At 38.4% G+C, this 25,271-nt stretch carries 22 protein-coding genes; 5 read left to right on the forward strand and 17 right to left on the reverse strand.

The features are described 5' to 3' along the window. Positions 1 to 2: 2 nt before the first annotated feature. On the reverse strand, positions 3 to 1,391 hold the full coding sequence (locus AC503W_RS09835) for an FAD-binding oxidoreductase (protein ID WP_494917113.1): 1,389 nt from the start codon (positions 1,389 to 1,391) through the stop codon (positions 3 to 5). 394 nt (positions 1,392 to 1,785) lie between these two features. On the opposite strand from AC503W_RS09835, the gene AC503W_RS09840 reads away from it, so the two are divergent. Further along, positions 1,786 to 2,538: a FadR/GntR family transcriptional regulator gene (locus AC503W_RS09840; RefSeq protein ID WP_494917114.1), complete on the forward strand. Its 753-nt coding sequence runs from the start codon at positions 1,786 to 1,788 to the stop codon at positions 2,536 to 2,538. 84 nt (positions 2,539 to 2,622) lie between these two features. Here AC503W_RS09840 and AC503W_RS09845 read toward each other — a convergent pair whose 3' ends face one another. Continuing rightward, a complete protein-coding gene (locus AC503W_RS09845; protein WP_403122838.1) occupies positions 2,623 to 2,919 on the reverse strand; it encodes a hypothetical protein in 297 nt (98 codons plus the stop codon). A gap of 343 nt (positions 2,920 to 3,262) precedes the next feature. Here AC503W_RS09845 and AC503W_RS09850 point away from each other — a divergent pair, with 343 nt between their 5' ends. Continuing rightward, the gene (locus tag AC503W_RS09850; RefSeq protein WP_402872983.1) at positions 3,263 to 3,532 is read left to right on the forward strand and encodes a Parvovirus coat protein VP1-like protein; all 270 of its coding nucleotides are present in this window, start codon (positions 3,263 to 3,265) and stop codon (positions 3,530 to 3,532) included. A gap of 461 nt (positions 3,533 to 3,993) precedes the next feature. Here the strand turns inward: AC503W_RS09850 and AC503W_RS09855 are convergent, their stop codons facing one another. The 10 genes from AC503W_RS09855 to AC503W_RS09900 all read right to left on the reverse strand — a co-directional run bounded on the left by AC503W_RS09855 (position 3,994) and on the right by AC503W_RS09900 (position 15,035). Further along, positions 3,994 to 4,464, reverse strand: a complete 471-nt coding sequence (locus AC503W_RS09855; RefSeq protein ID WP_402872986.1) for a hypothetical protein — start codon at positions 4,462 to 4,464, stop codon at positions 3,994 to 3,996. 47 nt (positions 4,465 to 4,511) lie between these two features. Further along, positions 4,512 to 4,994, reverse strand: coding sequence for a (2Fe-2S)-binding protein (locus tag AC503W_RS09860; RefSeq protein ID WP_402959423.1), 483 nt, complete (start codon positions 4,992 to 4,994; stop codon positions 4,512 to 4,514). After that, complete coding sequence (locus AC503W_RS09865) at positions 4,987 to 5,829, reverse strand: FAD binding domain-containing protein (protein ID WP_402959421.1); 843 nt, start codon at positions 5,827 to 5,829, stop codon at positions 4,987 to 4,989. The genes AC503W_RS09860 and AC503W_RS09865 overlap by 8 nt, the downstream gene beginning before the upstream one ends. Next, positions 5,829 to 8,153 carry a xanthine dehydrogenase family protein molybdopterin-binding subunit gene (locus tag AC503W_RS09870; protein ID WP_494917124.1) on the reverse strand — a complete coding sequence of 775 codons (2,325 nt, stop codon included), beginning with the start codon at positions 8,151 to 8,153 and terminating at the stop codon, positions 5,829 to 5,831. The genes AC503W_RS09865 and AC503W_RS09870 overlap by 1 nt, the downstream gene beginning before the upstream one ends. A 13-nt stretch (positions 8,154 to 8,166) precedes the next feature. After that, on the reverse strand, positions 8,167 to 8,772 hold the full coding sequence (locus tag AC503W_RS09875) for a nucleotidyltransferase family protein (RefSeq protein WP_402959417.1): 606 nt from the start codon (positions 8,770 to 8,772) through the stop codon (positions 8,167 to 8,169). Then, positions 8,769 to 9,722: an XdhC family protein gene (locus tag AC503W_RS09880; RefSeq protein ID WP_494917126.1), complete on the reverse strand. Its 954-nt coding sequence runs from the start codon at positions 9,720 to 9,722 to the stop codon at positions 8,769 to 8,771. Before AC503W_RS09880 ends, AC503W_RS09875 begins: the two co-directional genes overlap by 4 nt. Before the next feature lie 258 nt (positions 9,723 to 9,980). Continuing rightward, positions 9,981 to 10,427 carry a HEAT repeat domain-containing protein gene (locus AC503W_RS09885; protein ID WP_427591311.1) on the reverse strand — a complete coding sequence of 149 codons (447 nt, stop codon included), beginning with the start codon at positions 10,425 to 10,427 and terminating at the stop codon, positions 9,981 to 9,983. 273 nt (positions 10,428 to 10,700) lie between these two features. Then, a complete protein-coding gene (locus tag AC503W_RS09890; protein ID WP_494917128.1) occupies positions 10,701 to 12,431 on the reverse strand; it encodes a glycine betaine ABC transporter substrate-binding protein in 1,731 nt (576 codons plus the stop codon). Further along, a complete protein-coding gene (locus tag AC503W_RS09895) occupies positions 12,428 to 13,639 on the reverse strand; it encodes a quaternary amine ABC transporter ATP-binding protein (RefSeq protein WP_494917134.1) in 1,212 nt (403 codons plus the stop codon). The genes AC503W_RS09890 and AC503W_RS09895 overlap by 4 nt, the downstream gene beginning before the upstream one ends. Before the next feature lie 256 nt (positions 13,640 to 13,895). Then, a complete protein-coding gene (locus AC503W_RS09900) occupies positions 13,896 to 15,035 on the reverse strand; it encodes a glycerate kinase (protein WP_494917139.1) in 1,140 nt (379 codons plus the stop codon). A 203-nt stretch (positions 15,036 to 15,238) separates the two neighbouring features. Between AC503W_RS09900 and AC503W_RS09905 the strand changes: the two genes are divergently transcribed. Continuing rightward, complete coding sequence (locus AC503W_RS09905) at positions 15,239 to 16,843, forward strand: FMN-binding glutamate synthase family protein (RefSeq protein WP_402873010.1); 1,605 nt, start codon at positions 15,239 to 15,241, stop codon at positions 16,841 to 16,843. A gap of 77 nt (positions 16,844 to 16,920) precedes the next feature. Here AC503W_RS09905 and AC503W_RS09910 read toward each other — a convergent pair whose 3' ends face one another. From AC503W_RS09910 to AC503W_RS09925, 4 genes are all read right to left on the reverse strand, one after another. After that, positions 16,921 to 18,156, reverse strand: coding sequence for an MFS transporter (locus AC503W_RS09910; RefSeq protein WP_402959406.1), 1,236 nt, complete (start codon positions 18,154 to 18,156; stop codon positions 16,921 to 16,923). A gap of 172 nt (positions 18,157 to 18,328) precedes the next feature. Next, positions 18,329 to 18,601, reverse strand: a complete 273-nt coding sequence (locus AC503W_RS09915; RefSeq protein ID WP_402873015.1) for a hypothetical protein — start codon at positions 18,599 to 18,601, stop codon at positions 18,329 to 18,331. Between the two features lie 177 nt (positions 18,602 to 18,778). Then, a complete protein-coding gene (locus tag AC503W_RS09920) occupies positions 18,779 to 19,717 on the reverse strand; it encodes an MBL fold metallo-hydrolase (protein ID WP_402959404.1) in 939 nt (312 codons plus the stop codon). Between the two features lie 186 nt (positions 19,718 to 19,903). Beyond that, complete coding sequence (locus AC503W_RS09925; RefSeq protein WP_402959402.1) at positions 19,904 to 20,497, reverse strand: branched-chain amino acid aminotransferase; 594 nt, start codon at positions 20,495 to 20,497, stop codon at positions 19,904 to 19,906. A gap of 176 nt (positions 20,498 to 20,673) precedes the next feature. On the opposite strand from AC503W_RS09925, the gene AC503W_RS09930 reads away from it, so the two are divergent. Both AC503W_RS09930 and AC503W_RS09935 read left to right on the forward strand, forming a co-directional pair. Continuing rightward, positions 20,674 to 21,789, forward strand: coding sequence for an NAD(P)/FAD-dependent oxidoreductase (locus AC503W_RS09930; protein ID WP_402959400.1), 1,116 nt, complete (start codon positions 20,674 to 20,676; stop codon positions 21,787 to 21,789). A 348-nt stretch (positions 21,790 to 22,137) separates the two neighbouring features. Next, positions 22,138 to 23,742: an esterase/lipase family protein gene (locus AC503W_RS09935; protein WP_402959398.1), complete on the forward strand. Its 1,605-nt coding sequence runs from the start codon at positions 22,138 to 22,140 to the stop codon at positions 23,740 to 23,742. Between the two features lie 234 nt (positions 23,743 to 23,976). Here the strand turns inward: AC503W_RS09935 and AC503W_RS09940 are convergent, their stop codons facing one another. After that, positions 23,977 to 24,549, reverse strand: a complete 573-nt coding sequence (locus tag AC503W_RS09940) for a tyrosine-type recombinase/integrase (RefSeq protein WP_402873024.1) — start codon at positions 24,547 to 24,549, stop codon at positions 23,977 to 23,979. Positions 24,550 to 25,271: the final 722 nt, after the last annotated feature.

The raw sequence follows: 25,271 nt of genomic DNA on the forward strand, positions 1-25,271 counted from the left end.
CGTCACTCTCCTTCTTGCATGAATATTTTACTTGGATTTAATAGATTGTCAGGATCAAGGGCTTTTTTTATTTTTTCCATCACCAAGAGTGACTCCCCATGTTCTTGTTTCTGATATTTTTGTTTACCGACTCCCACTCCATGTTCTCCCGTACATGTTCCGTTGCGTTCAAGGGCGTATAGAACAATTTGTTCATTTAATTGTTTAGCCCTTCCCACCTCTTCTTTATTTTCGTTATCGATCATTAAGAGGATATGATAGTTGCCATCGCCTACATGGCCAACGATTCCACCGGTCAGACCTAATGAATCCACCGTTTCCCTGGCGTGGTGAATGGCTCCAGATAGCTCCGATATCGGCAGGCAGACATCCGTTACCATCAGTTTTTTCCCAGGATGGCCGTGAATATAAGCATAGGCAAGATTATGGCGAGCTTCCCATAGGCGGTTCCTAGCAGCATTATCTGTTTCGAATTCAATATCGAGGCAATTATGTTCTGCTACTATTTCTTTTGTGAAAGCTACATCTTGTTTCAATCCAGCTTCATTCCCATGAAACTCCAAAAATAGCGTAGGGCCTTCGTTATAGCTTGTTTCGCTATGGAGATTCACCTGTTTCATGGATGGCTCATCCACTAGCTCTACCCTTGCGATTGGAATGCCAGCCTGTAATATAGATACTACGCCTTCAACTGCATCATTCAATGAAGGAAAGGATGCTCTTGCGGCCATAATATGCTCAGGAATTCCGTAAACTCTAAGGGTTAATTCAGTAAAACATCCTAGGGTCCCCTCAGAACCAACGAATAGGCCGTTTAGATGGTAACCTGATGATGATTTAGCGGCCAAATTACCGGTATGTATAATTGAACCATCCGCAAGAACCACTTCAAGATCACGGACCTGGTCTCGCATTACACCATATTTAACTGATGTAGTTCCACTGGCATTGGTAGCAGCCATCCCTCCTAGGGTAGCATCTGCTCCCGGATCGACGGAAAAGAATAAACCGTATTTTTTCAATTCTTTGTTCAGTTGAGAACGAGTCACGCCAGGCTGCACCTTTACAAGAAAATCATCACCACGTACTTCCAATACTTTATTCATTAGTGAAAAGTCAATGGTGATACCATGTTGGTATGGGATGACATGCCCTTCTAAGCTAGATCCCAATCCAAAAGGAACCACTGGAACTTTATGTATACTTGCCACCTTTACAACTTCGCTCACTTGCTGCGTTGTTTCCGGAAATACAACAATATCCGGAAGGCTTGTAGCATGATAGGATTCATCTCTGCCATGCAGTTCTCTTACTGTCTGGTTTTCGGTTACTTGACTTTCCGATAGAACTTCTTTTAAAGCCTTTACTAAATCTACGCTAGTTGCTTCCATCCCCATCTCCCACTTTCTACTCAAATATCTGATTGTAATAAAGTAAACGATTTCATAAACGAGTTATTTGTCCACGAGTTATTATGAACCTTAATAATTGGTCCAACCAGTTTTCATTATACTAAATATTTTGATTTTTTCAACAACTTTCCGTTTTCTTGAAATTAACGCTAATAAAACACATATTTATTAAAGATTGGTAGGTTCCTCCAATATCACCATGTATGAAATCTATCTTTTATAAGGGGGAAAGTTATCAATATTGGTCTAACCAATGTTAAGACTCGTATTTATTATGGAAAGTGAAAGTACATTCCACTTATCCGCTTGCTACAATGAGAAATGCTTGTTAAAATGAGTCCACTTATAGTGGGATAAGGATGTGTAATGAGTAATGGATTCTATACCAGTTAAATCGCCAAAAGTATACGAAATAATCTTCAATCAAATTAAAGAATCTTTTATTATCGGGGAACTCAAACCTGGTGATAAGTTACCCTCTGAGCGGGATCTATCCATACGGTTTAAGGTGAGTCGAACTTCTATCAGAGAAGCTCTTCGGGTATTGGAGATTAACGGAGTCATAGAGGTAAGACCAGGCGATGGGAGATTTATAAGACATTCTGAAGTTCAGTCACTGATCAATCAGTTATCTACCACCATCACTGATGCTGAGAATGATATGGTTTATGAAATGCTCGAAGTTCGTAGAGTAATTGAAACTGAGTGTGCATTTTTAGCCGCACAGAAAGCAACCTCGCTAGATTTACAAAAAATGCTTAAGGCTTTAGAAGATATGGCGAATTCAGAACACGATGATGAATTGGGTTTACAAGCAGATCTGTTGTTCCATAATAGTATTGCACAAGCTACAAACAATTCCATATTTGCAGGCCTGGTACATACCCTTAGTGATCAAATGAAAGAAACGATTCAAGCGACTAGACATCACCGTTTTTCTAAACCAGGTCACTTTCAAGAAACCCTTCAAGAACATAAAGATATCTATATTTCTATCGCATTAAAGGATGCCGACAAAGCCAAGCACCTAATGGATGTCCATATTAAACGTATTAGAGAACAAATGGCCACAGCTACACTTGATAGCATTGGAGATAACGGGGAAAATAAGCTTCCAATAGTTTAAAAAAATCGGAAAGGCCGTATTTCATGCTACCGTCCCCTTTTCGCTTCCTACTTCATTGCATATAGTTCGTGGAAAATTTACTAGCTACTTTTTTTGTTTGATTTTGGCACCAGTAATATCAATTTCATTATATTTGCTTTTGTAATATACTTTGTCACCTTTATAATAGATGTTCTTTTGTTCAGTGGTCATCACATTACCATCAGGCAATTCGATTGTTAACATTTGATCACTTTCATTTGAACTTCCCCCAGCCGGAACGAAAGTATTCTTATTCTTGGCTACCTGATTCCATGTGCCAAGAAAAAGGATAAGAGTAAAGATTGCTATGGCTATATATAAAGTCCATTGACGCTTTTTTAATCTATCACTTCTGTTCAATTTAGTTCTCCTTTAGTAAGTTTTTCATAAGTCACAAAATAATGTACTCCTTAAAAGGAACGAGTTCAAGAGAAAGGGTTTGGAACTTATAACCAACCTCCGAAATCAGGAAGCTATTACCCTTTTAAAACCTCATAGTATCAGTAATCAAACGATATCTATCCATATAGAATAACGTTTTGAAAATAGGATAGCGTGCTTTGTCTTCATTTCATTTTCTCATTTCCAAAGCCAATGCCCTTTTCCTATATATTTTATGACAGTCTGCAAAAAGCCCTACCGCTTCCAGGTATTCCTACATAAAGTATTATAGCTAATCCCTCTTAGGAAAGAAGGCGGTATTTTGAACAGAAGTAAACGATTAAATCGAGGTTTTTGTGTACCAGGGTATAGATGGTGTGGTCCGGGTTGTTCGGGACCTGGTGCACCTACTAACGCGGTCGATTCGTGCTGCAAATCACATGATATTTGTTATGAAAAATATGGACCTTCAGAACACTGTGATCGAATCTTCCAGAATTGTCTTCGTCCATACATGAATACACGTAACAAAATGGGTAGGGATGCTTCCTTATTTTATGGAATTACGAGATTAAATAATAAATTCAGGTGAAGGCACGGCTCACCTTATGATGTAATTAATATAGGGAAGAATCTATTTTATAACCCATGTTTTTTCACTATTTGTCTTACCTGTCGCTCTCTACCTATTATGCTTAGGTTATGAAAGAAAGGGATGGCTCACTTGTCACCTAGAAATAATGCTCTCTAATCAGGAACTCTGGTTAAGCAGGGCTGTATTTAGTGGATACCTTCTGATCACGTGTCTGTCACTTAATTGCTCTTCCATTGAAGAGTCCAATATTACCTGTCACTTTGGTCCATGAAGTGTATGAAATAAGAAAGGTAAAGCCATTTGATATGCTTTACCTCTAAATGTCTATAAAATGATGACAATTCCTTTTTGTAGTTTATTGGTCCGTGGTTTTTTGTTGAGTGAAGAAAAAAATGAAAAAAATTATAGGAAGAGCTATTAGAAATACATTGTACCTCGAATTTTTTACGGTAGGTATATCAGTTAATGACATTATACTCATTCCCTCTTAATTTAGTTACCATTTCTGGAGGAACGTTGTAATGTTTACTTACGATTTTATTAAAAAAGTCATAATCTTCAAAAGGCAGTGCAGGGACAACTTCCGGGTAACCAAAAATGGGGCCCGAAACATTAATGGAGAAGTCACCGGATGAAACGAATGTGCCAGTAACATGTATGACGTTATTGATGAGTAATATAGCTAAAATAATATCAAGTATATCGATGAAAAGATTTCCAACTTCCTCATGATTCTTTCCCTCTAAACGATGCCCTCCAAAAAGTGGCCCACCTAAAGAGAGGCTAAATCTACCCGGTCTTACAAACACGCCAATAATTGTGATCTGTCCGGTCAATAAAAGGATCGCTGTCGTAATTTCAATACTACGCTGAAAGGAGTGAATTATCGTTAAATTGGTATCCTTCTCACAGGATTCATTCAATATCATCACTCCCCATGTAGGCATTTTATTCAGGTAAACAGAAATCCGTCACTTCATTCATTGAATTTTAAATTGTGTATGGCTGAATGCACCGCTTCTTCAATTTCTTTGTACCCGGTGCATCGACAAATATTAGAAGAAAGCCATGTTTTGATTTTCTCAGGGGTTGGGTCGTTGTCATTAAGAAGTAAAGCCGTAGCATTCATGATAAATCCAGGTGTACAGTACCCGCATTGAAAAGCAAAATGCTCAACGAATGCCTGTTGTATGGGGGTTTTGTGAAGACCTTCAATAGTAATGATTTCTGTATCATTGGCTTCAATCGCTAATACTAAACATGATTTCATTGGCTGTTTACCCATGATTACCGTGCATGCCCCGCAATCACCATTTAAGCATCCTGGCTTGGCTCCCGTGAATCCTATTTTTCGCAATACATCTAGTAATAGATCTGAGGCCAGTATCTCTCTCTCGTACCTCTCCTGATTAATTTTTAAGCGAATTGTTGTATTTTGATTCCCCAAATTTCTATTCATATTCTTCATCACCCAACTTAGACAAAATAGAAGTTAGCGTATTTTCCAATACAAATAGTCGATATTCATTAGATCCTTCAATGTCATTTAAAATTGAATTAGGCAAGTATTCAAAAGATGCCAAAACTCGGTCTTTATAGGATAAATTCTGGTCATTGAGGGTTTCTTCCATTGGGATCGAACGAAAGGGAAATGGACAAACTCCGCTAAATGCAAAACGTACATAACCGTCTTTTTTCAGGGAAGCCACGGTCAAAAGTGGATATCCCGTATCCCATTGTTGCCGTTTCTTAATACTCAGATGGGGAGCAGGAAGATACTCTTTTTCTGTAAGGATTTGCACTAGAAATTCACCTTCTTCCAGTTGTAATTCTTTATGAAAAACTTTGCTTAATAATAATTTTCTTATTCCTTTAGGTCCTGCAATAATTACAGCACTATCCGCTAATAAGAATGGCAGAACAGACTCTCTATAAAAAATATTCCCACATATATTCCCGCCAATTGTAATCTTATTTCTTGAAGTATAATCTGCAACTTCTTTTGAAGTCTTCGTTAATAAAGGGAAAAGCTTTTTCTCTTCAAAATCGCTTAGGCTCACCATAGAACCAATAATGAGTTCATTATTTTGGAATTCAAATATATTACATTCGTAAATTCCTTTTAAATCTATAATAGCATCGGCGTATACAAGATTCAGTCGTCCTAATGTTATAATCTCTGTTCCTCCACCATAGTACAAAGGAGTCTTTCCTTGAACTTTTAATGTTTGAAAAAGGTCAAGAGCTTCTTGTATGGATTCTGGTTTATAATAATCAAAATGGAAGGGTAACATCAGTGATGCCTCCCTTCTTTCTTCCCTTCCCAAATTAGTTCGGGAAGTAAGGGTAATTGATTTAAAGGTATACCCGCAGCAAGAGATAAACAGTTACCTAATGCAGCTGGCATTCCTAACAGGCCATGTTCACCAAGACCTCTTGCCCCATATGGTGCTTCTAAATGTGGTGTTTCTAAAAACTCACAAATGTATTCGGGATTTTCACCATATCTTAAGGGTCGGTACGTCCTGAATTGCGGGTTAAGGACTCTGCCTACATGGTCGAAATAGAACGTTTCACGACCAGCAAAGGCTAAGCCCATACTCATTGCCCCCATTATTTGACCTTCTGCCGTTTTTTGGTTCAGCACTTTCCCTGCATCGATGACGGATATGGCTCTTACTACCTTATAGGTATATTCATGGGTATCATATTCTACTTCAACCCCTTGTACGCCTACTGTCCATTCAGGTCCTGGGTTCCCTGCTCCCGTTTCGGAATCTAATTTGGAAATATGGGGAGTTATATAATGTCCTCTACCGATGATTTGTCCTCCAATGGCATTTCCATTTGGATAAGTATATCCATAAACTAGCTCCTTGAAAGGAATGCGTATTGTTGGATCACCCTTGAGATATACAATTTCCTGACCGATTTCAATGTCTTCCAGGGGAACTCCTAATACAACCGAAGCAAGTTTCTTGATTTGAAAGATAGCATCTTCAGCGGCTTGGATTGCTGCTCTTCCAGCCATGAACGTTCCACGACTAGCGACCGTCTTCCAATGCTCAGGAGTACTTAGCGTATGGACTCCCATCTGAACATTCACACGATCGACTTCTATCTTCAATTTATCTGATACAATTTGTGCCAACACCGTTTTCGTACCTGTGCCGATTTCCACTACTCCTGATATAAGGTTAACACTCCCATCAGGATTGAATGTTAAAATCACACCGGACCCTGCGTTTGTATCAATGGTGGAATTTTTCCATACGCAAGCTATCCCCTTCGCCAATACTGTTTTGTCACTTTTTCTAATGAACTGTCCTTCTTCCCAATTCATTTTTTTCTTGAGGACATGTATACACTCAGGAAGATTCCCTACGGTACTTGAATTCAACGTAACTTGAGTTGGAGTAGAATGTCCAGGAAGTATCGCATTCCGTTCACGAAGTTCAAGTGGATCCATGCCAAGTTTTTTTGAAAGAGAATCCATGGTCCTCTCAAAAGCAAACAAAACCTCTGCATGGGCAAACCCTCGATATGGAGAGGCGTATGGATGATTTGTATACATACAAAAAGAATCACACCAAACATTTTCAATGTGGTAGGGTCCCGTGCAATCCACTGCTCCAGCACGACTAAGGTCTGTAGCCTTGTCAGCATATGCTCCCCCATCCCAGAGATAAGTCAATTCAGCTACCTTAAGGACCCCAGACTGTGTGCATCCCAGTTTCACTGTCGCATCTAAACCTATATGGCATGGGGATGTAATGATATCCTCTTCACGACTATTTTCCACCTTAACCAACTTTCCACCGACCGCTTTAGAAGCGATATAGGCTAATAGCTCAAGTTGTACTGAGGCTTTACCGCCGAATCCTCCTCCAACCAAAGGAGTGTTTACGACGACTTTTCCGATTTCAACGCCAAAGTAATCGCTTATCAGCCGCTTGATCATGAAAGGAGCTTGCGAAGAAGAAGTGATGAAGACTTTTTGATCTGCATGAATTTCTGCCAATGAACATCTTGTTTCCATTGCAACATGATCAGAAGGAGAAAAGGAGAAATTTTCTTCAACGATTATATCGCTCTCTTGCCATCCACTTTCTTTATCACCTTTTCGGATTTTTGAATGATTTGCTATATTCGTACCTGGTTCAGGATATACCTCGAATATTTTTGTATATGTACCTAAATGGGAATGGAGTAGAGGAGATGAAGGGTTTATGCTTTCAGTCGGAGAATTGACAACAGGCAAAGGTTCATAAACAACTTTTACCTGGTCAGCAGCCATTCTTGCTTGTTTAGGCGTGTCCGCGACTACGAGTGCGACAACTTCACCGTGATAACGGACTTTGTCTTGAGCTATGGGATAACGATCTCTAATCTCTTCTCCTGTTAGGGGTAAATTTCCGCCTGTTATGATTGCACGGACCCCACTGATTTTTTCAGCTTTCGATATATCAATCTTTCTAATTAGTGCATGAGCATAAGGACTGATCACCTTTTTAACGGAAAGGATATTTGCATGATGATGATCTCCTGTATACCTGGCTTGACCGGTCACCTTATCCCACGCATCTTTACGAATCACACCTTTTCCAATGATATCCATATAAATCCCCTCATTATCTGTTTGATTCTACGTGTTTTTTCCAAAACAAGTACTCATCCATATAATCAATGTCAGTAAACAGTTTTTCGTCATTAAAGGGTAAAAGAATTCCTTGCTCCATTTGCTCCTTCAATATCTTTTTTGCACCTTGATCTCCTGTTAAGTGAAGTATCTTGGAAAAAAGCTGGTTATCTAAAAGAATGGGTGGCTGGATAATATCAAGAAAACTAGAGGCAACAAAGGAGGTAGTAGGTTTTTGTTTATATATTTTAATGAGTTGATTTATCATATCTGTCGTAATAAAAGGTTGATCGGCAAGTAAAATGATGACTGCATCCGAATGTAAGATGTTCGCTTGTTCTATACCGACTTTAAGTGAGTGAGATTGTCCCGCATTAGATTTGGTAACTTCTACTTCCATTACTTTTTGGGTGCATAATCCAGATAAGTCTAGTCGATTTTGGTGTTGAGAAATGAGGATAATATCATCCAGATTTGAATCGAGGGCCTTTTCTAAACCCCATCTACCTATTTCTTTATTACCTAATGTTAAGGTTAATTTATTTGTTCCCATACGATAACTATTACCAGCAGCCAAGTATATACCGGAAATTCTCATTGACTGGTCTTCCTTGTTTTTATATGAATTAGTTCAGCTATGATACTTACTGCAATCTCATATGGTCCTACAGCTCCGATCGATAAACCAATGGGTGCATGTATATTCTTAGGGATTTCATCATCAAATAGACTTGCCGTTCGCTTTCTTGAACCTAAAATGCCTAAATAGAATAATGACTCATCTTTAACAAAAGAAAGGATTTCCTTATCTCTCTGAAAGTTATGGGTCATCATAATGACATAATCGTCTTTTTTGAAGGAAATTTGTTTCTCAATTTCTTTTGGGAAGCCAATTATATACTTATCCGCTTCAGGTATATTATGTTCGTTACAAAGTGATTCTCTCCAATCACAAACTGTAACCGAGAATCCGGTTTGGGAAGCTAAAGAAACAACTGGATGTGCATCTGCTCCAGCACCAAAGATAATTAATCGAGGTTTTGGCGAGAACTTTTGAGTAAATACATAATTAGATGTTTGACTATATCTAAGCGATTCGTCTTTGAATGAATCTTCTGGTGAAAAATAGGATTCTGATAAGTTCCATTCATTACTTAGTACTCTTTGATAAATGATATCCTTACCCTTGGTGATTGTGTCGTTGATACATAAAAGATTTTCTTTTAACTTATGATCTACATATTCAAGTAAAATATATAAGATTCCATTACAACCTGTAGATACTCCCCAATCCAAATCTTCATTATTTTCCATGTTATAGACGATGGTTTCCGCTTTTTTACTTTCAAATATTCTTTGAGAATGATGCAATAAATCGGTTTCCAAACAACCAGCACTAATAATGCCTGTGAATGTGCCATCTTTTTTTATGAGCATCGAGGTACCTTCACGCAAGTATGCCGAACCTTTCACCTGAATAATTGTTGCTAAGACACACTCCATAGAAGTGTTTTGCACTTCTTCCAAGATTTCGAATAGTTGATTCATGATCCTCCCCCGGTCATGTATGAATTCAAATAGGGTATTACTATCATTATGTTGAGTTATGAAAAAAATGAATCTTAGTGGAGAAAGTAGGATTACTACTTTTATGATTCGATGTACAAGCTCTAGGAGATTAGGCCTTTCAATGGTTTATGAATATTTAGAATATGTTACGAGATGCATATTCAATCTAATATGTATGCATAAGAAAAAGGAGCAAAATGATTGCTCCTTTTCCCTATACTATGAAACTAAATCGAATTACTTTTTCGATAACCCTTCCCAGGTAGACTGAAGCCACTTATCGAAGTCGGCTCCCTTTTCGCCTTCGTAGGCATCATATATATCAATTCTCATCTTTTTGAACTTCTCTTTGAACTCGTTATACGTATGGCCTTCAGGTAAGCTCTTTTTAATTCTTACCAAGACTTTGGTTACCCCTTTAAACAATTCACCTTTTTTCTTTGCGGGTAACTGGACATCTTCACCTAAACCTTTTAATTGACGGTAGGCTGCCTCTTGTACTTTATATACAGCATCGTTATTCATAATATGTGTTAGAATATCAATAACTTGTTGGTTTTTCAGCTGTCCTAACTCTTCGATAGCATCTAACCGTTCTCTCCAGTTCGCAGTACGGTGTGCCGATTTTTTTAATTCCTCATAATTTGCTGGTAATTCGATTGCTTTTGCTTCTTTATTATTCAAACGTATCAATTCTCCTTCTGTCTGTATGTAAGAATCAAGTTCTGACTAAATGAAACCATTCTTACATGTGGTACTAAGAATATATATATTCTTATCTATCTAGTATACCCTTTTCTTTATGTTAATATAGGAAAATTTTATAGACTGCCTAAGTAAATGTCCTATTCTGCACAAAAGTATAAACAATATTCACCATTTTGGTTTTGTTACCTTACATTCTGCTTCAAATAGTCTAATGCAAAAAGGGATCCCCAAAATGAGAATCCCTTTTCTTTAGTCATTTAATTCTTCAATAGAATCGATATCCATATAGGTTGGTACCACTAACCCGAGTTTCGTACCTTTCAAGTTTGGCCCAAGATCTACAATATCTTCTTTGTATTCTTCGTAATATTCAGCTGAAGTGGTTGGTAACCAGGCGGCAACCATAGCATCAGCGCTACCATTTGCGATTCCTGCGAACATAGGACCTATCTCTACTTGCTGTAAAGTAACCTTGAACCCTTGTTGTTCCAGAACCTTTCCAATTACATGGGTGCTAGCGATTTCTGATTCCCATGCTACGTAAACTAGACTGATACTTTCTCCATTTCCTTTTTGTGCCCCGTCTGTCCACTCTGCTACTTGTTTTGGATGTGCCGCTATCCATTTTTCTGCAGCTTCTTCGGGTTCCATTCCAGTTGCTGTATCTGCCATCACTTCTTCCATATCACTCGATTTCCAGAAGAATTGATCCAGTACGGTATGGGCTCCTTTCGCATCCTTTTCAAGGCCTTTTCTAGTAATGGTATGAATGTCTTCATCTTTACCATAGGAGTTTTTGGGGTCTTCAAGATATTTTAAGTCGAATGATTGAAACATCCAGTGCGGTGTCCAGCCAGTTACAATGATGGGCTCTTTATTGCCATAAGCCTTTTTCAATTCCGCGGTCATGGCAGCGGATGACCCTTCAACAAGGGTCCAATCATCCAGGTTATAATCTTCCATAGCCTTTTTGGTGGATTTCATGATTCCTGCTCCTGGGTCAATGCCGATAATTTCATAATTCGTCAGACTGCCTACACTACCTGAATTCTCTTCGGAAGGATTCTCTCCTTGTAAAGAAGCAAAAATACAGGCACCTAGAAACAAGACGCCAAAAACAGAGAAGACTATTTTTTTACTCAAAAATTTCGTATAGGCAGGATTTCGTAGGTTTTGTGTGATTCTGTCAAGGATAATGGCGATTATGACAATAGACAAACCCGCTTCAAATCCTTGTCCCACTTTGATTTGAGAGACAGCCCGATAAACTTCTGCGCCTAGACCTGGCGCTCCCACCAACGAAGCTATAACAACCATGGAGAGAGCTAACATAATACTTTGATTTATGCCGGCAAAAATGGTTGGCGCAGCCAATGGTAATTGAACTTTGAATAATTTTTGATTATTTGTTGAACCGAATGCATCAGAAGCCTCAATTAAATCTTTGGGAACTTCCTGTATGCCAAGATTGGTTAAGCGAATTGTCGGTGCAACTGCAAAGATAATGGAAGCGAAAATACCAGGAACAACGCCTATTCCAAAAAATAAAATGGCTGGAATCAGATACACGAAAGCTGGCATTGTCTGCATGAAATCCAGTGTCGGAATGATGATTTTTCTCGCCGTAGGACTTTGGGCAGCCCAAACCCCAATCGGAATGCCAATCGCAATTGTCAAGATCGCCGATGAAAGAACGAGGGCCAAAGTTTGGACACTAGCTTCCCAATAACCAAGATTATCGATTAACAGGAGCGCTACTAATGTAAAAATCCCTAACTTCCATTTACTCGTATAGGCAACTAAAAGCGTCAAAAATATAATTAAAACCAGGGGTGGCCCTATACTCAAAGCATCCACAAGTATATTTAAAATTCCCTCGATCAATCGCGTTAGAAAAGAGAATAAACCAGCGAATGTGATGGTGATCCAATCAACGATTTTATCAACCCATGTGCCTAAAGGAATTTTTGCGATATTCATGTATTCACTTCCATCTCGTTCAAGGAATCTTTATTACCAGCCAATGCACCAATGACGGCTCCACGGATAATGACTCCTTTCAATCTTTTCTCTTCATCGATTACAGATATCGGAAGTGTAGAAGTAGACATCACATCTAGGATTTCAATGAGTAATTGGTCTTCCTTTGCTAGCGGTATATCAGTTGTCATGACCTCTGATATGGGTTGATGGCTGTCTATAGCTTTTAGGGCCTGCTCTGCGGTAATGGCACCCAATAGCCTTAGCCTTCGATCAACTACAAAAATACTTGAATATCCTTGTTTCCGCATAATTTCCAATGCGACCCTAGGACCACGGTCCACACTGATTTTCTCTGCTCTTTTCATAACATGGGAAGCGGTTAATACCTTCGACAAATCTACATCTTCAACGAATTTCTCAACATATTCATTTGCTGGGTTCATCATGATCTGTTCAGGCGTCCCGAGCTGGATGACGCTTCCATCTTTCATCAATGCGATTCTATCACCAATCCGTAAAGCTTCATCCAAATCATGTGTGATGAAAATGATGGTTTTCTTAAATTGGTCCTGTATCTCAAGTAATTCATCTTGCATATCTTTTCGAATTAGCGGGTCAAGCGCACTGAATGCTTCATCCATTAAGATGATATCAGTATGGCTAGCAAGAGCCCGGGCTAAGCCGACACGTTGCTGCATTCCACCGCTCAATTGCGAGGGTACCTGATTTTCATACCCTTTTAGCCCGACAATCTCAAGGGATTGCATCGCCCTTTTTTCTCGTTCTTCTATCGGCACTTTTTGTATTTCTAATCCAAACTCGGTGTTTTCCAAGATCGTTTTATGAGGGAATAATGCAAAGTTTTGAAACACCATACTAATTTTTTTTCGTCTAACTTCCCTTAATCGAGAAGCATTCATTTTAACAATGTCTTCATTATTGATGAGGATTTCTCCCCTAGTAGGTGAAATTAAACGATTGAACATTCGAATTAAGGTGGACTTCCCGCTTCCAGATAGCCCCATGATCACGAAGATTTCACCCGGATAGATTTCGAAGTTCACTTTATTGACACCAACTGTTTGACCAGTTTCTTTTAAAATTTCCTTTTTGGATTTCCCTTTCTCTAATAAATCGATGGCTGTTTTTGGAGACTTACCGAAGATCTTTGATACATTCCTAACCGTTACAATTGGTTCTTCCATCAACTCACCTCTTCATTCATTATGTGTTCTTAACGAGTTATGTATAGAATGTGCTTCCAAATCAAATACATTCGTATGCAACTAAGTATGTACAATCATCCCATCGAGGATTCAGGAACTTTGTAGATCCACCGGATGTGAAAAGGAATGTTCTATAAGGATATGTTCTTATCTGGCATACGATAAAAAAAACACAGCAAGTACACTGTGTTTAAGGAATTTCCACTATTATTTTCTCAATCCCTCATGTTAATAATTACTGTCCAGAAGAAGCAATAAAGGTACGTAGAACTTGTTCAGTCAGCATCTCTAACAGTTCTGCTCCACGTTCCATAGCTTCTTGTAGTGACATAGGTTCGTTGACAAGGCTATGCACACTTGTAAATCCATGTAGATATAAAGCATCAACTCCTTTGCCTATTGAGCCAGCTAGGGCAAATACAGGGATTCTTAGTTTCTTCGCTTCTTCAGCCACTCCCATTGGCGTCTTCCCTGATGCCGTTTGAACATCGATTTGTCCCTCTCCAGTAAAAACACATTGTGCATCCGTTAACTTTTCTACAAGACTTGAATATTCCATGACGATATCGACGCCTCTCCTCGTTTTAGAAGGAAAGAAAGCTTGAAATGCACCACCAATTCCACCCGCTGCACCAGCCCCTGCTTTATGATGTAATCGGACACCTGTCTTGAGTTCCACCAGATCGGCCCAGGTTGATAATGCCTCTTCCAGCATTTCAACCATGTCTGGGGTTGCCCCTTTTTGCGGACCGAATACTTTAGTTGCCCCATCGGCTCCAATCAACGGATTTTGGACATCTGTAGCAATGATGAATTCACATTCCGCTATTCTTGGATCGAAATCATGCATCTCAATTGCTGTCATGCGTGATAGTTCCGCTCCTCCAGGTCCGATTTCTACCCCTTCTTTATCTAAAACCTTCATACCTAACGCTTGGAGCATACCGACACCAGCATCATTTGTGGCGCTACCACCGATGGCTAATATGAATTTTCGATACCCGTCATTTAGCGCTTGATGAATAAGCTCACCCGTTCCATAAGTCGTCGCAATTAAAGGATTCAGCTTATTGGGTTCAACTAGACATAAACCGGATGCAGAAGCCATTTCGACTACACAGGTTTCTTCATCTCCTAAAACCCCATAGGCAGCTTGTACTTTGTTTAATAGTGGTCCATATACTAGTACGTCAACTCTTTGACCATGTGTCGCAGCTATTAGACTTTCCATCGTTCCCTCACCGCCATCAGCCATGGGGACTACTACTGTTTCTGCCGCAGGCAAAACCCTTTTAACGCCACGCTCCATTGCCTGTGCCACCTCAAGGGCAGTCAAACTTCCTTTAAAGGAATCTGGTGCAAGAACGATTTTCATAATTCCATCTCCTTCCTAAGCGGTTTATATATACAGTTAATTATAAACTTAATAGACGGATTATTCCTTCTTCTATTGAATCACGCAGTAAACGGGGACCATGAGGAAAAAATGAAGCGCATGTGCCCCCATTGGATAATTGTATAAATGCAGGAAGGACCGCGTAGATTAAACGATATAGTTCTGCATATAGGAGGGGTAAAATGGATGTCATAGCCAATCTTTTGATTATCTTGGGATTCGCTCTTGTCTTTATCATTATAATTATGGCTGTCCTGATGTTGATTTACATGATTTTCTTTGACCGAAACCAGAAGCATCATGCAATACTTAGAAACTATCCCGTACTCGGAAGGGTTCGCTATTTCTTGGAAAAAATCGGACCAGAAATGCGGCAATATTGGTTTAACAGTGATAATGAAGGGAAACCTTTTTCCCGTGATGAATACGAGCATATGGTTAAAGGTTCTAAATATTTAAGAGATGTGGTAGGGTTTGGTTCAAAACGTGATTTTGATGAGGAAGGTCTTTTTGTTCGAAATAGTATGTTCCCAAAACTAGCCGAAGAAGAGAAATACGATAGGGAAACAAAAGTGAAAACCAAAAGGTATATCCTCCTAAAAGATCCTCTCTTTTCGCAAAGAGAGGAAAAATGGGAAGATGAAGAATCACTTGCCTTTTTATTGCACGACAATGATACGGTAGTTATAGGCCCAAACGTAAAATACCCATTTAAATTAAAAGGTCTTATCGGAATGTCTGCGATGAGCTATGGATCTCTGGGTAAGAATGCTATTACAGCTTTGTCTGAAGGGTTAGGCATGGCTAAAGGTACTTGGATGAACACGGGTGAAGGTGGTTTGTCTCCTTATCATTTAGAAGGTGGAGTGGATATCATCATGCAAATCGGCCCCGCAATGTTTGGCGTACGGGATAAGTTTGGTGAGATGGATTGGGATGAACTGAAAAGGAAAAGCGAAATTCCACAAATCAAGGCATTTGAAATAAAATTAGCTCAAGGAGCTAAAACTCGCGGAGGACATATCGATGCAGAAAAGGTAAATCCTGAAATTGCCGAAATACGAAAAGTTGAGCCTTATAAATCGATAGATAGCCCGAATCGTTTTCATCAATTTAGTGATGTAGGTACTTTATGTGAATTCATTGAAAAAATCAGGAATCATACAGGGATACCAGTAGGAATCAAGATGGTCATCGGGGGAAATGATAGTGTCGAGGAATTGGCTAAATATATGAAAGATACTGGAAAAGGGCCTGATTTCATTTCATTGGATGGTGGGGAAGGCGGTACGGGAGCTTCATATCAGGAATTGATTGATAGCGTAGGATTGCCTATTAAATCGGCGTTACCCATTCTTGTATCAACCCTTGAGAAATATGGAGTAAGGAATCAGGTTAAAATCATTGCCTCAGGAAAATTATTCACCCCGGATCGGATAGCAATTGCTTTAGCCATGGGAGCTGATTTGGTCAATATTGCCCGGGGATTCATGATAGCGATTGGTTGTATACAGACAATGAAATGTCAATCCAACGCATGTCCAGTCGGAGTAGCGACAACTGACCCAGACTTGCAAAAGGCACTGGTCATTGACGAAAAGAAGTACCGGGTCGTTAACTTTCTTGTCACTTTACGAAAAGGTCTTTTTCGTATATCGGCTGCTGCTGGTTTAGATTCACCTGTCGATTTTCAACCAAAGCATATTAGCTATAAAGATGAAAAAGGCATCGTAACTTCATTGGAAAATATCATGCACGAAGTAAAAGAAAAAATAGCCACACAATAACGTCTACTCCTACACTTTATTTTCATAAAAGAAAAGGGCCTCCCGACGAGAGACCCTTTTCATATATATATCAAGAATTAGGCATTTAAACGAAAATCCACTTTTTCCTCTTCAGGTTTCTTGTTCTTGTCTACCAACTGACCATGGCGATAATAGACATACACCGCAGAAATAAAACCTATTATTGAGAGAAAAGCATCGAAAATGAATATGATAGATATATTCCCACTTTTCGACATCATCCCTGTGATAAGCGGCATGACAATTGATGCCAATCCAGCTGCGGTTGCAACAAATCCTGTAACGGTCCCTTTTTTCTCCCAAAAGAATTCAGTCATAATTGTAATGGCTAATTGGAAAACGCCTGCAGTAGAAAGGCCAATAAAAAAGGCTGTAATGGACACGATGATAGGTATCTTAACTAAAAGGATCGTCAAAATAGAAATAAAGGTAATAATCGGATAAACCATGATGACGGTAATTGGTTGTAAAAATTTCTTTAGCAATACAGATAGAACCAAAACGGAAATGAGAGCACCCAAACTATAATAACTTAATAGTTTTATTGAATTGGCCATACTCATGCCTACCGCTTCCTGTCCATATGATGGAAGCCATATTTGGGAAACGGTGAACAAGCCAGTCGATGTAAACCCAATTAAAATAAGGGCAAATCCCTCTTTCCTCAACACCGGTTTCCCTTTGAACTTGCTCTTCTTTGTATTATTCTCGGAAATGCTGGCATTACCTTTTGGGTTACTCGGGAAAGATACAGTAAATAAAAATAGCATATTGATTAAATAAATAGCAGCAGGTATAAAGAAGGCGTATCCGTAAAACATATCATGATCTGAGATAAATAGAATCATGAAAGGAAGAAGGAATGCTCCTGCAGACATAAAGGCTTTAACTAAAACACTAGCAGAGCCAGCTGAATTAGGAAAAATCTCGATCAGACCCGGATATGAACCGGCATCCATCGATGAATTGGCAACACCTGCGAGTATTGCAAAAACAAAAGCCAATTGATAACTCGGGGACAGGGGAATCCCGATTAGAAAAATGCCCATACCGAATGCAGAGGCATAGACTAGCGGTTTCCGCCCGATTTTATCTGATAAATAACCAGTATAGGCATATGTAAGCAATTTCCCTACTCCGATAGCAGCAATAATATAACTAATACCAGCACTATCCGTATCCCATTGCTCCGATAAATAAGACATATTCGATGCCAGCATGATATTCACCATACCAAGCAAGAAATAATTCATATAAACTCCTGTTGCGGTATTCAAATGCCTGTTCTTCATTCTCAAAACTCCCAACTAATTAGTGACAGAGAATCAACTTTAAATTTTCTGAATAATATAATTATATAACACTTTCCATCATATTACGATACCCCGTCATGTAAATAACGCCATATATTCATATTTTTAATGAGTATGAATAATCTCCATCTCTTAGTGCTGTCCTATTTTCCTAACTTAAAGAATTATACGTATCGATCAGCAGATTAAGTTGTTTAATATCCTCTCTTCCTCTGATTCCTCTGCAAAGATCCGCCATCTTTTGTAACATGATTATTTGTTGTTCATATTTAAAAGCTTTATTATTGCTCTCCACTCTACTAGTCTTTTTATCGACATTCGAAATTATTAATCCTAAAAGCCGGTTTTTAATTTTCATTTGATTAGTAAGCTCTTTAACGAAATGTTCTTTCTTTGCTTTATCCCAAAATAATACTTTGTCCACGGAGTACCCTCTTCCTTTCACTTGATTATTAGTATAAACTTCGAAACAAAAAAAGAATAATGGTAAATCTCAACTTCAATTGTAAGATTACAATGGGATAGAACAATGTTGGCAGTTTTTTAATATTGAATATATTGGGTCAAAACGATAAAAAAGCTCATAAAATGAGCTTAATCATTAAATCGATTGGTAATACCAAATCCCATCTCTTTTATATTTTCGGCATTTTCCTTTGGAATGGAGATACTCTAGGTGAGCCAATGTCTCCCCAATTGCAAACCGAGATTCGTGAGTCGATAGGTGTTTGAACAGAATCTTACAAGCAGCTTGTATAGTGGTCGGTTCTTTCATATTTTCATAGGCTACATGTAACCGTTCTTGGTGGTGATCTAATAATTCCGTAATTCTTTTATTTGCGTCTTTGAAGGGCTTTCCATGTGAAGGAATCACATAGTCTACATGTAACTTCTGAATTTTCTTTAAGGAAGTAAAAAAAGCCTCCAACGGATTGCTGATTCCTTGAAACCAATAAGATATGTTTGGAGAGATTCTCGGCAATATATGGTCAGTAGAAAAAAGAATGCTGTTTTCCTTATTGTATAAAGTAATTAACCCGTCTGAATGTCCTGGTGTAAAAATCACCTCATACTCTAGCTTGCCAAATAAAATCTTCATTCCTTCCTCAAGATGATGGTTAACCGTGGGATAGGGCTTTACCTTTGGAATAAAGCTGCTTTCATCACTAGATAAGGCTTGGGCTAAATCCTCTTCCATACCGCATGATTCATAATTAGATTTCAGGAAATCGAGTGTTTCAGGTTCCCAATAGGTAGTGCCTGCTTTTTCATCCACTTCCGTCATCCACACATCAGCACCCGTTAACCGTTGTAAATGACCTGCATACCCAAAGTGGTCGGGATGATAATGAGTAAGGATAATATCCCCTATTTCATGTTTTTCGATTATCGGTTTCCATATATCACGTGCTGTTTGGTTGTTTAATCCTGCATCGATAATTGTCCACCCATTCGCTCCTTCGGCTAAAAAACAATGCACGTGATCTAACCTAAAAGGCAATGGAATCGTCACTTGTGTAACTCCCAATTCATTCAGCAAATATAATTACTCTCCTTCTAATTCTGGATTTTTTATATTAAATAAAAAGAGAACTAAATAAGAATTCAATGTTATTTACTAATTCGGCACTTTTTCAATAGTTCCTTTAATTTGGTTATGACAATAAAAATAAAAGGATGCACATGAAGACCCCCATCAAACAATGATGGGGGTCATTCATCTATTTTATTGTTCTTCTTCGATTGCTTCATTGAGGTTAAAAAGAAAATGGTAAATTAGTTGGAACGCTTCACCTAACGTCATCTCTTCCTTAAATCCTTGTACAGCATTCAAGGCAAAATTAACGTCCCATAGCCCGTCACCTTGGTTAAATATCATGCTGAATGTTCCCATATCTCCTTGAAGTTCTTGATTGAAATATGCTTTAAGTGCGTCTCCCATTTTTTTCTGGAATTTCAACCCGAACATGGCGTTATAAGTGCCGAATACATCATCTACTTCCAAAGAAAGCGCCTCAACTCCAATTAAATCAAACCAAGATGATTCAAAGTAAAGGAATTCATTTTTATTCGTTTTTAAGTATTCAAGCGGCTGTGTTAGAAATGCAGCGGTTTCTTCTTTAATCAATTCTTCGGTTTCTTTATCACTGAGTTCGATATAAGCATCAGTAAAGCGGGTAGTGTTTTCGATTTCTTCTATAGTTATATCATCAGCGAGCAACTGATGCTTTTTTACATACGCCTTTTCTTCTGTATATAACTCAATCGTATCTCCATTCAAAGTCTTCGATATGTATGTTTCCATTTGTTTTCTTAACATCGGTATTCGTCCTCCTAATATCTTTTCAAGCCTTTTCCTCTTAATCATAGCATAACTTACAGAGATAAAATAACTGTGTGAATAATCAAATACCATTCAAGATGTAGCAATCGGATAGTGTCTTCGTTATAGTTATAGAAGAACGTTTACACATATGAAAGAAATGGGATGTTTATATGCAAAAAATCATTATAATAGGTGCAGGGATTTTAGGCGCATCCACTGCCTACCAGCTTGTGAAAAAAGGCGCTGAAGTAGTCATTATAGATCGTCAAGATAATGGGCAAGCCACCGCTGCTGCGGCAGGTATCGTTTGTCCTTGGATATCGCAGAGACGTAATAAAGCATGGTACCATCTTGCTAAAAATGGGGCCCGCTTTTATCCAAGTTTAATTAAAGAGCTTGAAAATGATGGGGAAACAGAGACAGGCTACGCTAAAGTAGGGGCCATCAGCTTACATACTGATGAAGAAAAACTGATTGGCATGCAAAAAAGAGCGACAAAGCGTAAGGAAGAGGCTCCTGAAATTGGTGATATCACCATGCTCAGTGTGGAAGAAACACGTGCTCTCTTCCCGCCACTTTCGGATGAGTATGCTGCGGTTCATATAAGTGGTGCGGCACGGGTTGATGGTCGCGCGTTACGAGATAGTCTATTGCGTGCGGCACAAAAAAATGGAGCGACATTGATTCATGGTGATGCTTCACTGAACTTCGAAGAAAATTCTGTAACTGGTGTAATGGTTGAAGGCAATAGCATGGTTGCGGATAAAGTAATTGTCTGTGCAGGTGCATGGGCGTCTCATTTACTTGAACCATTAGGAGTAAACTTTCAAGTTAGCTTCCAAAAGGCGCAGATTATCCATCTAGCATTACCAAATAGCAACACAAATAACTGGCCTGTCGTAATGCCCCCTAGCGATCAATACATATTAGCTTTCAATGAAAATAAAATTGTAGCAGGAGCCACTCATGAAAATATGGAGGAATTTGATTACCGAATGACGGCAGGAGGTATGCAGGAGGTTTTTGATAAAGCTTTACATACTGCGCCAGGTTTAGCCGAGAGTACATTTACTGAAGCAAGAGTCGGCTTCCGTCCCTTTACCCCTGGCTTCCTTCCGGTCATTGGCCCCCTTCCTGATTGGGATGGCATCATCGTAGCCAATGGACTTGGTGCTTCTGGTTTAACAATGGGACCTTATATTGGATCTCAACTGGCGAACCTTGCTCTTGACAGGGAATTAGACATTGATTTAGAAAACTATGACGTAAAGGGTGCAATAATGTAAATCTTCATTTCGACTTAAGTAGAACAAAAAGACCAAGGAATAGATTAATTCCTTGATCTTTTTGTTTTGCTTCTTAATTAATCTATCATAACTATATTATGTAAACTAAACATTTGCTCCCATCGCGAACAACATTTTATCACGGAGAAAACCCCTATATACCTCTTGGACCATTTTTTTCACTCATATCAGTTACTTTATCCTGTTTATCTTCATTCTTCGATGGTATGAGCTAGACTTATTCACTCATTTTATTAAAAATTGAAGGAATAACATAGGCGACGCCTGAATTTAAACTTAAGAGTCAAGGTTGGTTTTGGAAATTATAAAGCACAAGGAGGAATGTGTATGAAAAGAATATGGTATCAAATCATTCTTGTTACTTTTCTATTTTCATTATTTTTGTTTATGAATTGTCCATCTAAAACTTCAGCTGCAGAAATCGAGCCCTATGGTAAGCTAAAGCCCCCCAGTGAAAGTTTTACACCTGGTGATTGGTTTCTAGGCAGCACCCCTCCTAATTATAACTCAAGTAAGCCGCCCATCGTTTTTGTTCAAGGGAAGAACGGATCTTCAACCAGTTGGTACGGTGAAACGGAATATCATGGAATCAATGATATGTATACAAAAGCATACGAAGCGGGGTATCAAACGGTTTTTGTTCAGCTTTATGATGCAGCAGGAAATGGATCTTCCAGTCAATATAAGAATGGGAGGCTATTAGCTACTAAGCTTGGTCAAATCAGTGCACACTTTGGTGGAAAAAAAGTGAATATTATCGCTCATAGTAAAGGGGGACCAGATACACAAGCTGCACTAGTCACATATGGAGCACATCCATATGTGGGTCGAGTTATAACCCTTGCCTCCCCTCACCACGGTTCCAACTTAGCCGATTTGGCTAACAGCTGGTATGCGGGATGGCTAGCTTCTCTTCTTGGAGCAAATGATGAAGGAACGGCTTCGTTACAAATTGGACAGATGGCTGAATTTCGCTCTGTCATCGATAACCATGCAAATTCAAGGAAAAATAAATACTACACGCTTACCGGTACCAATCAGGGGCCAGCACTGTCTGCATTATCAATTGGAGGGCTGTATTTATCATCCTATGGCAGTAATGATGGGCTCGTCAATGAGTGGAGTTCAAAATTACCCTATGGTACCCATCTCTTTACTGATAGCAAATATGATCATGACAATATCCGTACAGGATCCGCTGTTTTCTCAAGAATTGAACCCTATCTACGCAGTTCCTCGACTGCAGGGATTGCTAGTTTAAGTGAACAGCCTGCCAAAGAAGAAATTATTTCGACTACACACAATCAAATTATCCACGGTGGTCCTTTACAATCAAATAATTGGATAGAACAGCCTATCCCTTTGAATGAATCAACTAAAGATGGTGAAGTAACCATTTATACGGCAACTGCAGATGTTGATATAGAACTAATCTCTCCATCAGGAGTGGTTTATCCAACCTTCCAAGTTTCACAGGCTTCTAAAGAAGAAATGTCTTTTCTTGCAGGTGCCTATATTCACACTTTAAAACAAACGAATATGGAACCTGGAAAATGGATTATTAGAATGAAGACAAAGGCCCAGCAAGATGCGTATTTACTTACCGCAAAAGTGGATGACAAGGAGCCGCTTGTTCTTGAAATGCCAGGGAAAGTAAAGCAGAATGATGCACAGTTTGTACTTAAATCTCCTGTCAAAACCAACCTCTTAACCAACCCATTAACATTTGATGTTCACCTAACAGACGAAGAAGGTGTTGAAATTAAAAATAAGGGTTCTCTTAATAAAGTGAATTCAGGTACCTACTTTGGTAATCTTCCGGCCGTCCCAAAATCGGGGACCTATAATCTAACGATCGATGTAAAAGAAAAAAATATGACTGGTCAAATGGTGAATCGCACCATTGTTCGTTCTATTTATATTAATAAGTAAGGGAACCACTGTCCCAAACTGTCGTTTACTTGGCGGTTTGGGAAGATTTCTAATTAATATGAATAAAATAAGTTTTAAATTGGATAGTTTCTATAGTGAGAGGCTAAGAAGTTTTTACTCTTTCGAATTAGTAACGAATCACTGCTATTTATTTATTTTTCTATCACTATTTTACCTTGTTTACATAATGCTATTATGGGCAATATAAAAAAAGACCATTTCTGGTCCCTTTTTTCAAAAATAAAAATCCATCAATGTTTCATCCATCAAATCTTGAGTGAGTCCTATGTATATCATGGTGTCTTTCGGATTAGAGTGATTAAGGATTTGTTGGAGCAAAGCTATATCCTTAAACTTCTGATAATGGAGATAACCGAAAGTTTTTCGGAGTGTATGTGTCCCCACGTCTGGAATGTCAGCCATTTCAGCGGCCTTATTCAAAACACGATAGGCTTGAACCCTGCTTATGGGACCATTGCCTTTGCGACTAGGAAATAAATAGTCATCATTTTTTAATTTCATTTTTTTTACATACTTTCTTACTTCTTTACGAAGTTGTGGGTTGACTATGAAACGTTTAATTTTTTCAGTTTTTTGCTCAACAATGACAATATGCGTCCCTTCCAATATATCCCGGACGCGTAATTTTAAGAGATCACCAATCCGTAGACCGATGTTGATTCCAATAGAGAACATCATGTAATCACGGTAGCTGCAATATTTTAATAGAGACTTTTTCATCTTATCTATATGATCTAGCCGGCGTATCGGCTGGACATTTTTTATTCGTTGTGAGGTCCTTTGCATCTGTCATTCATCTCCCCTTTTCCCTCTTTATATTGTACGTTAAGACGCAAAAAAAAGCCAAGTTTTTTGATTTTCATAAGGCTTATAAACGTTGATTTAAAGGGATTTCGAATGTATCAAAACAGGTCCTTTGTTACATTCGGAATATTTTGTTATATTGTGACGGAATATCATTAAAAAACATAGAATCTCATTAAACGATCTTATTGGAGTAATACAGATCATTTAGGTTCTAAGGTACCTATTACTCTAGTTTTAAATTATAAGCACCTTAAAATAAGAATATGGAAGCCGTTTTTGATTCATCTTTGAGAACGCTCTGTCGATTTTAATGAATATCACACTATATTGGTGTTAATTATTTCGAAATATCATGCTGGTTCACGATGACATTTAATTTTCCTACTGAAAATAATTTTGTGCATAGTTTTGTTCCTAATTGTTCTATTTGAGAATTTTCTCCTTCCAATAACTGCAACTATAGCGTCAATCCTCTTAAATCAATTATATGATACCTTGTGTGCACTTAAATCCTTTTGATACCTATTGTTCTAGTAAAATAAAATAGGTATCTTAAAACGGAAATATGAGCCTCGTTTTTTTGAGAATCTTCATATTTTCCGTATAATTTCAGATAGTGGTCATAACTTAAACCTATGCAACCTATCCATATTTCTGCTTTATCGTTTTTGTTCCTTTTTATAGATACCATAATTATATTA

The sequence above is a fragment of the Peribacillus suis genome (genome assembly GCF_059384845.1).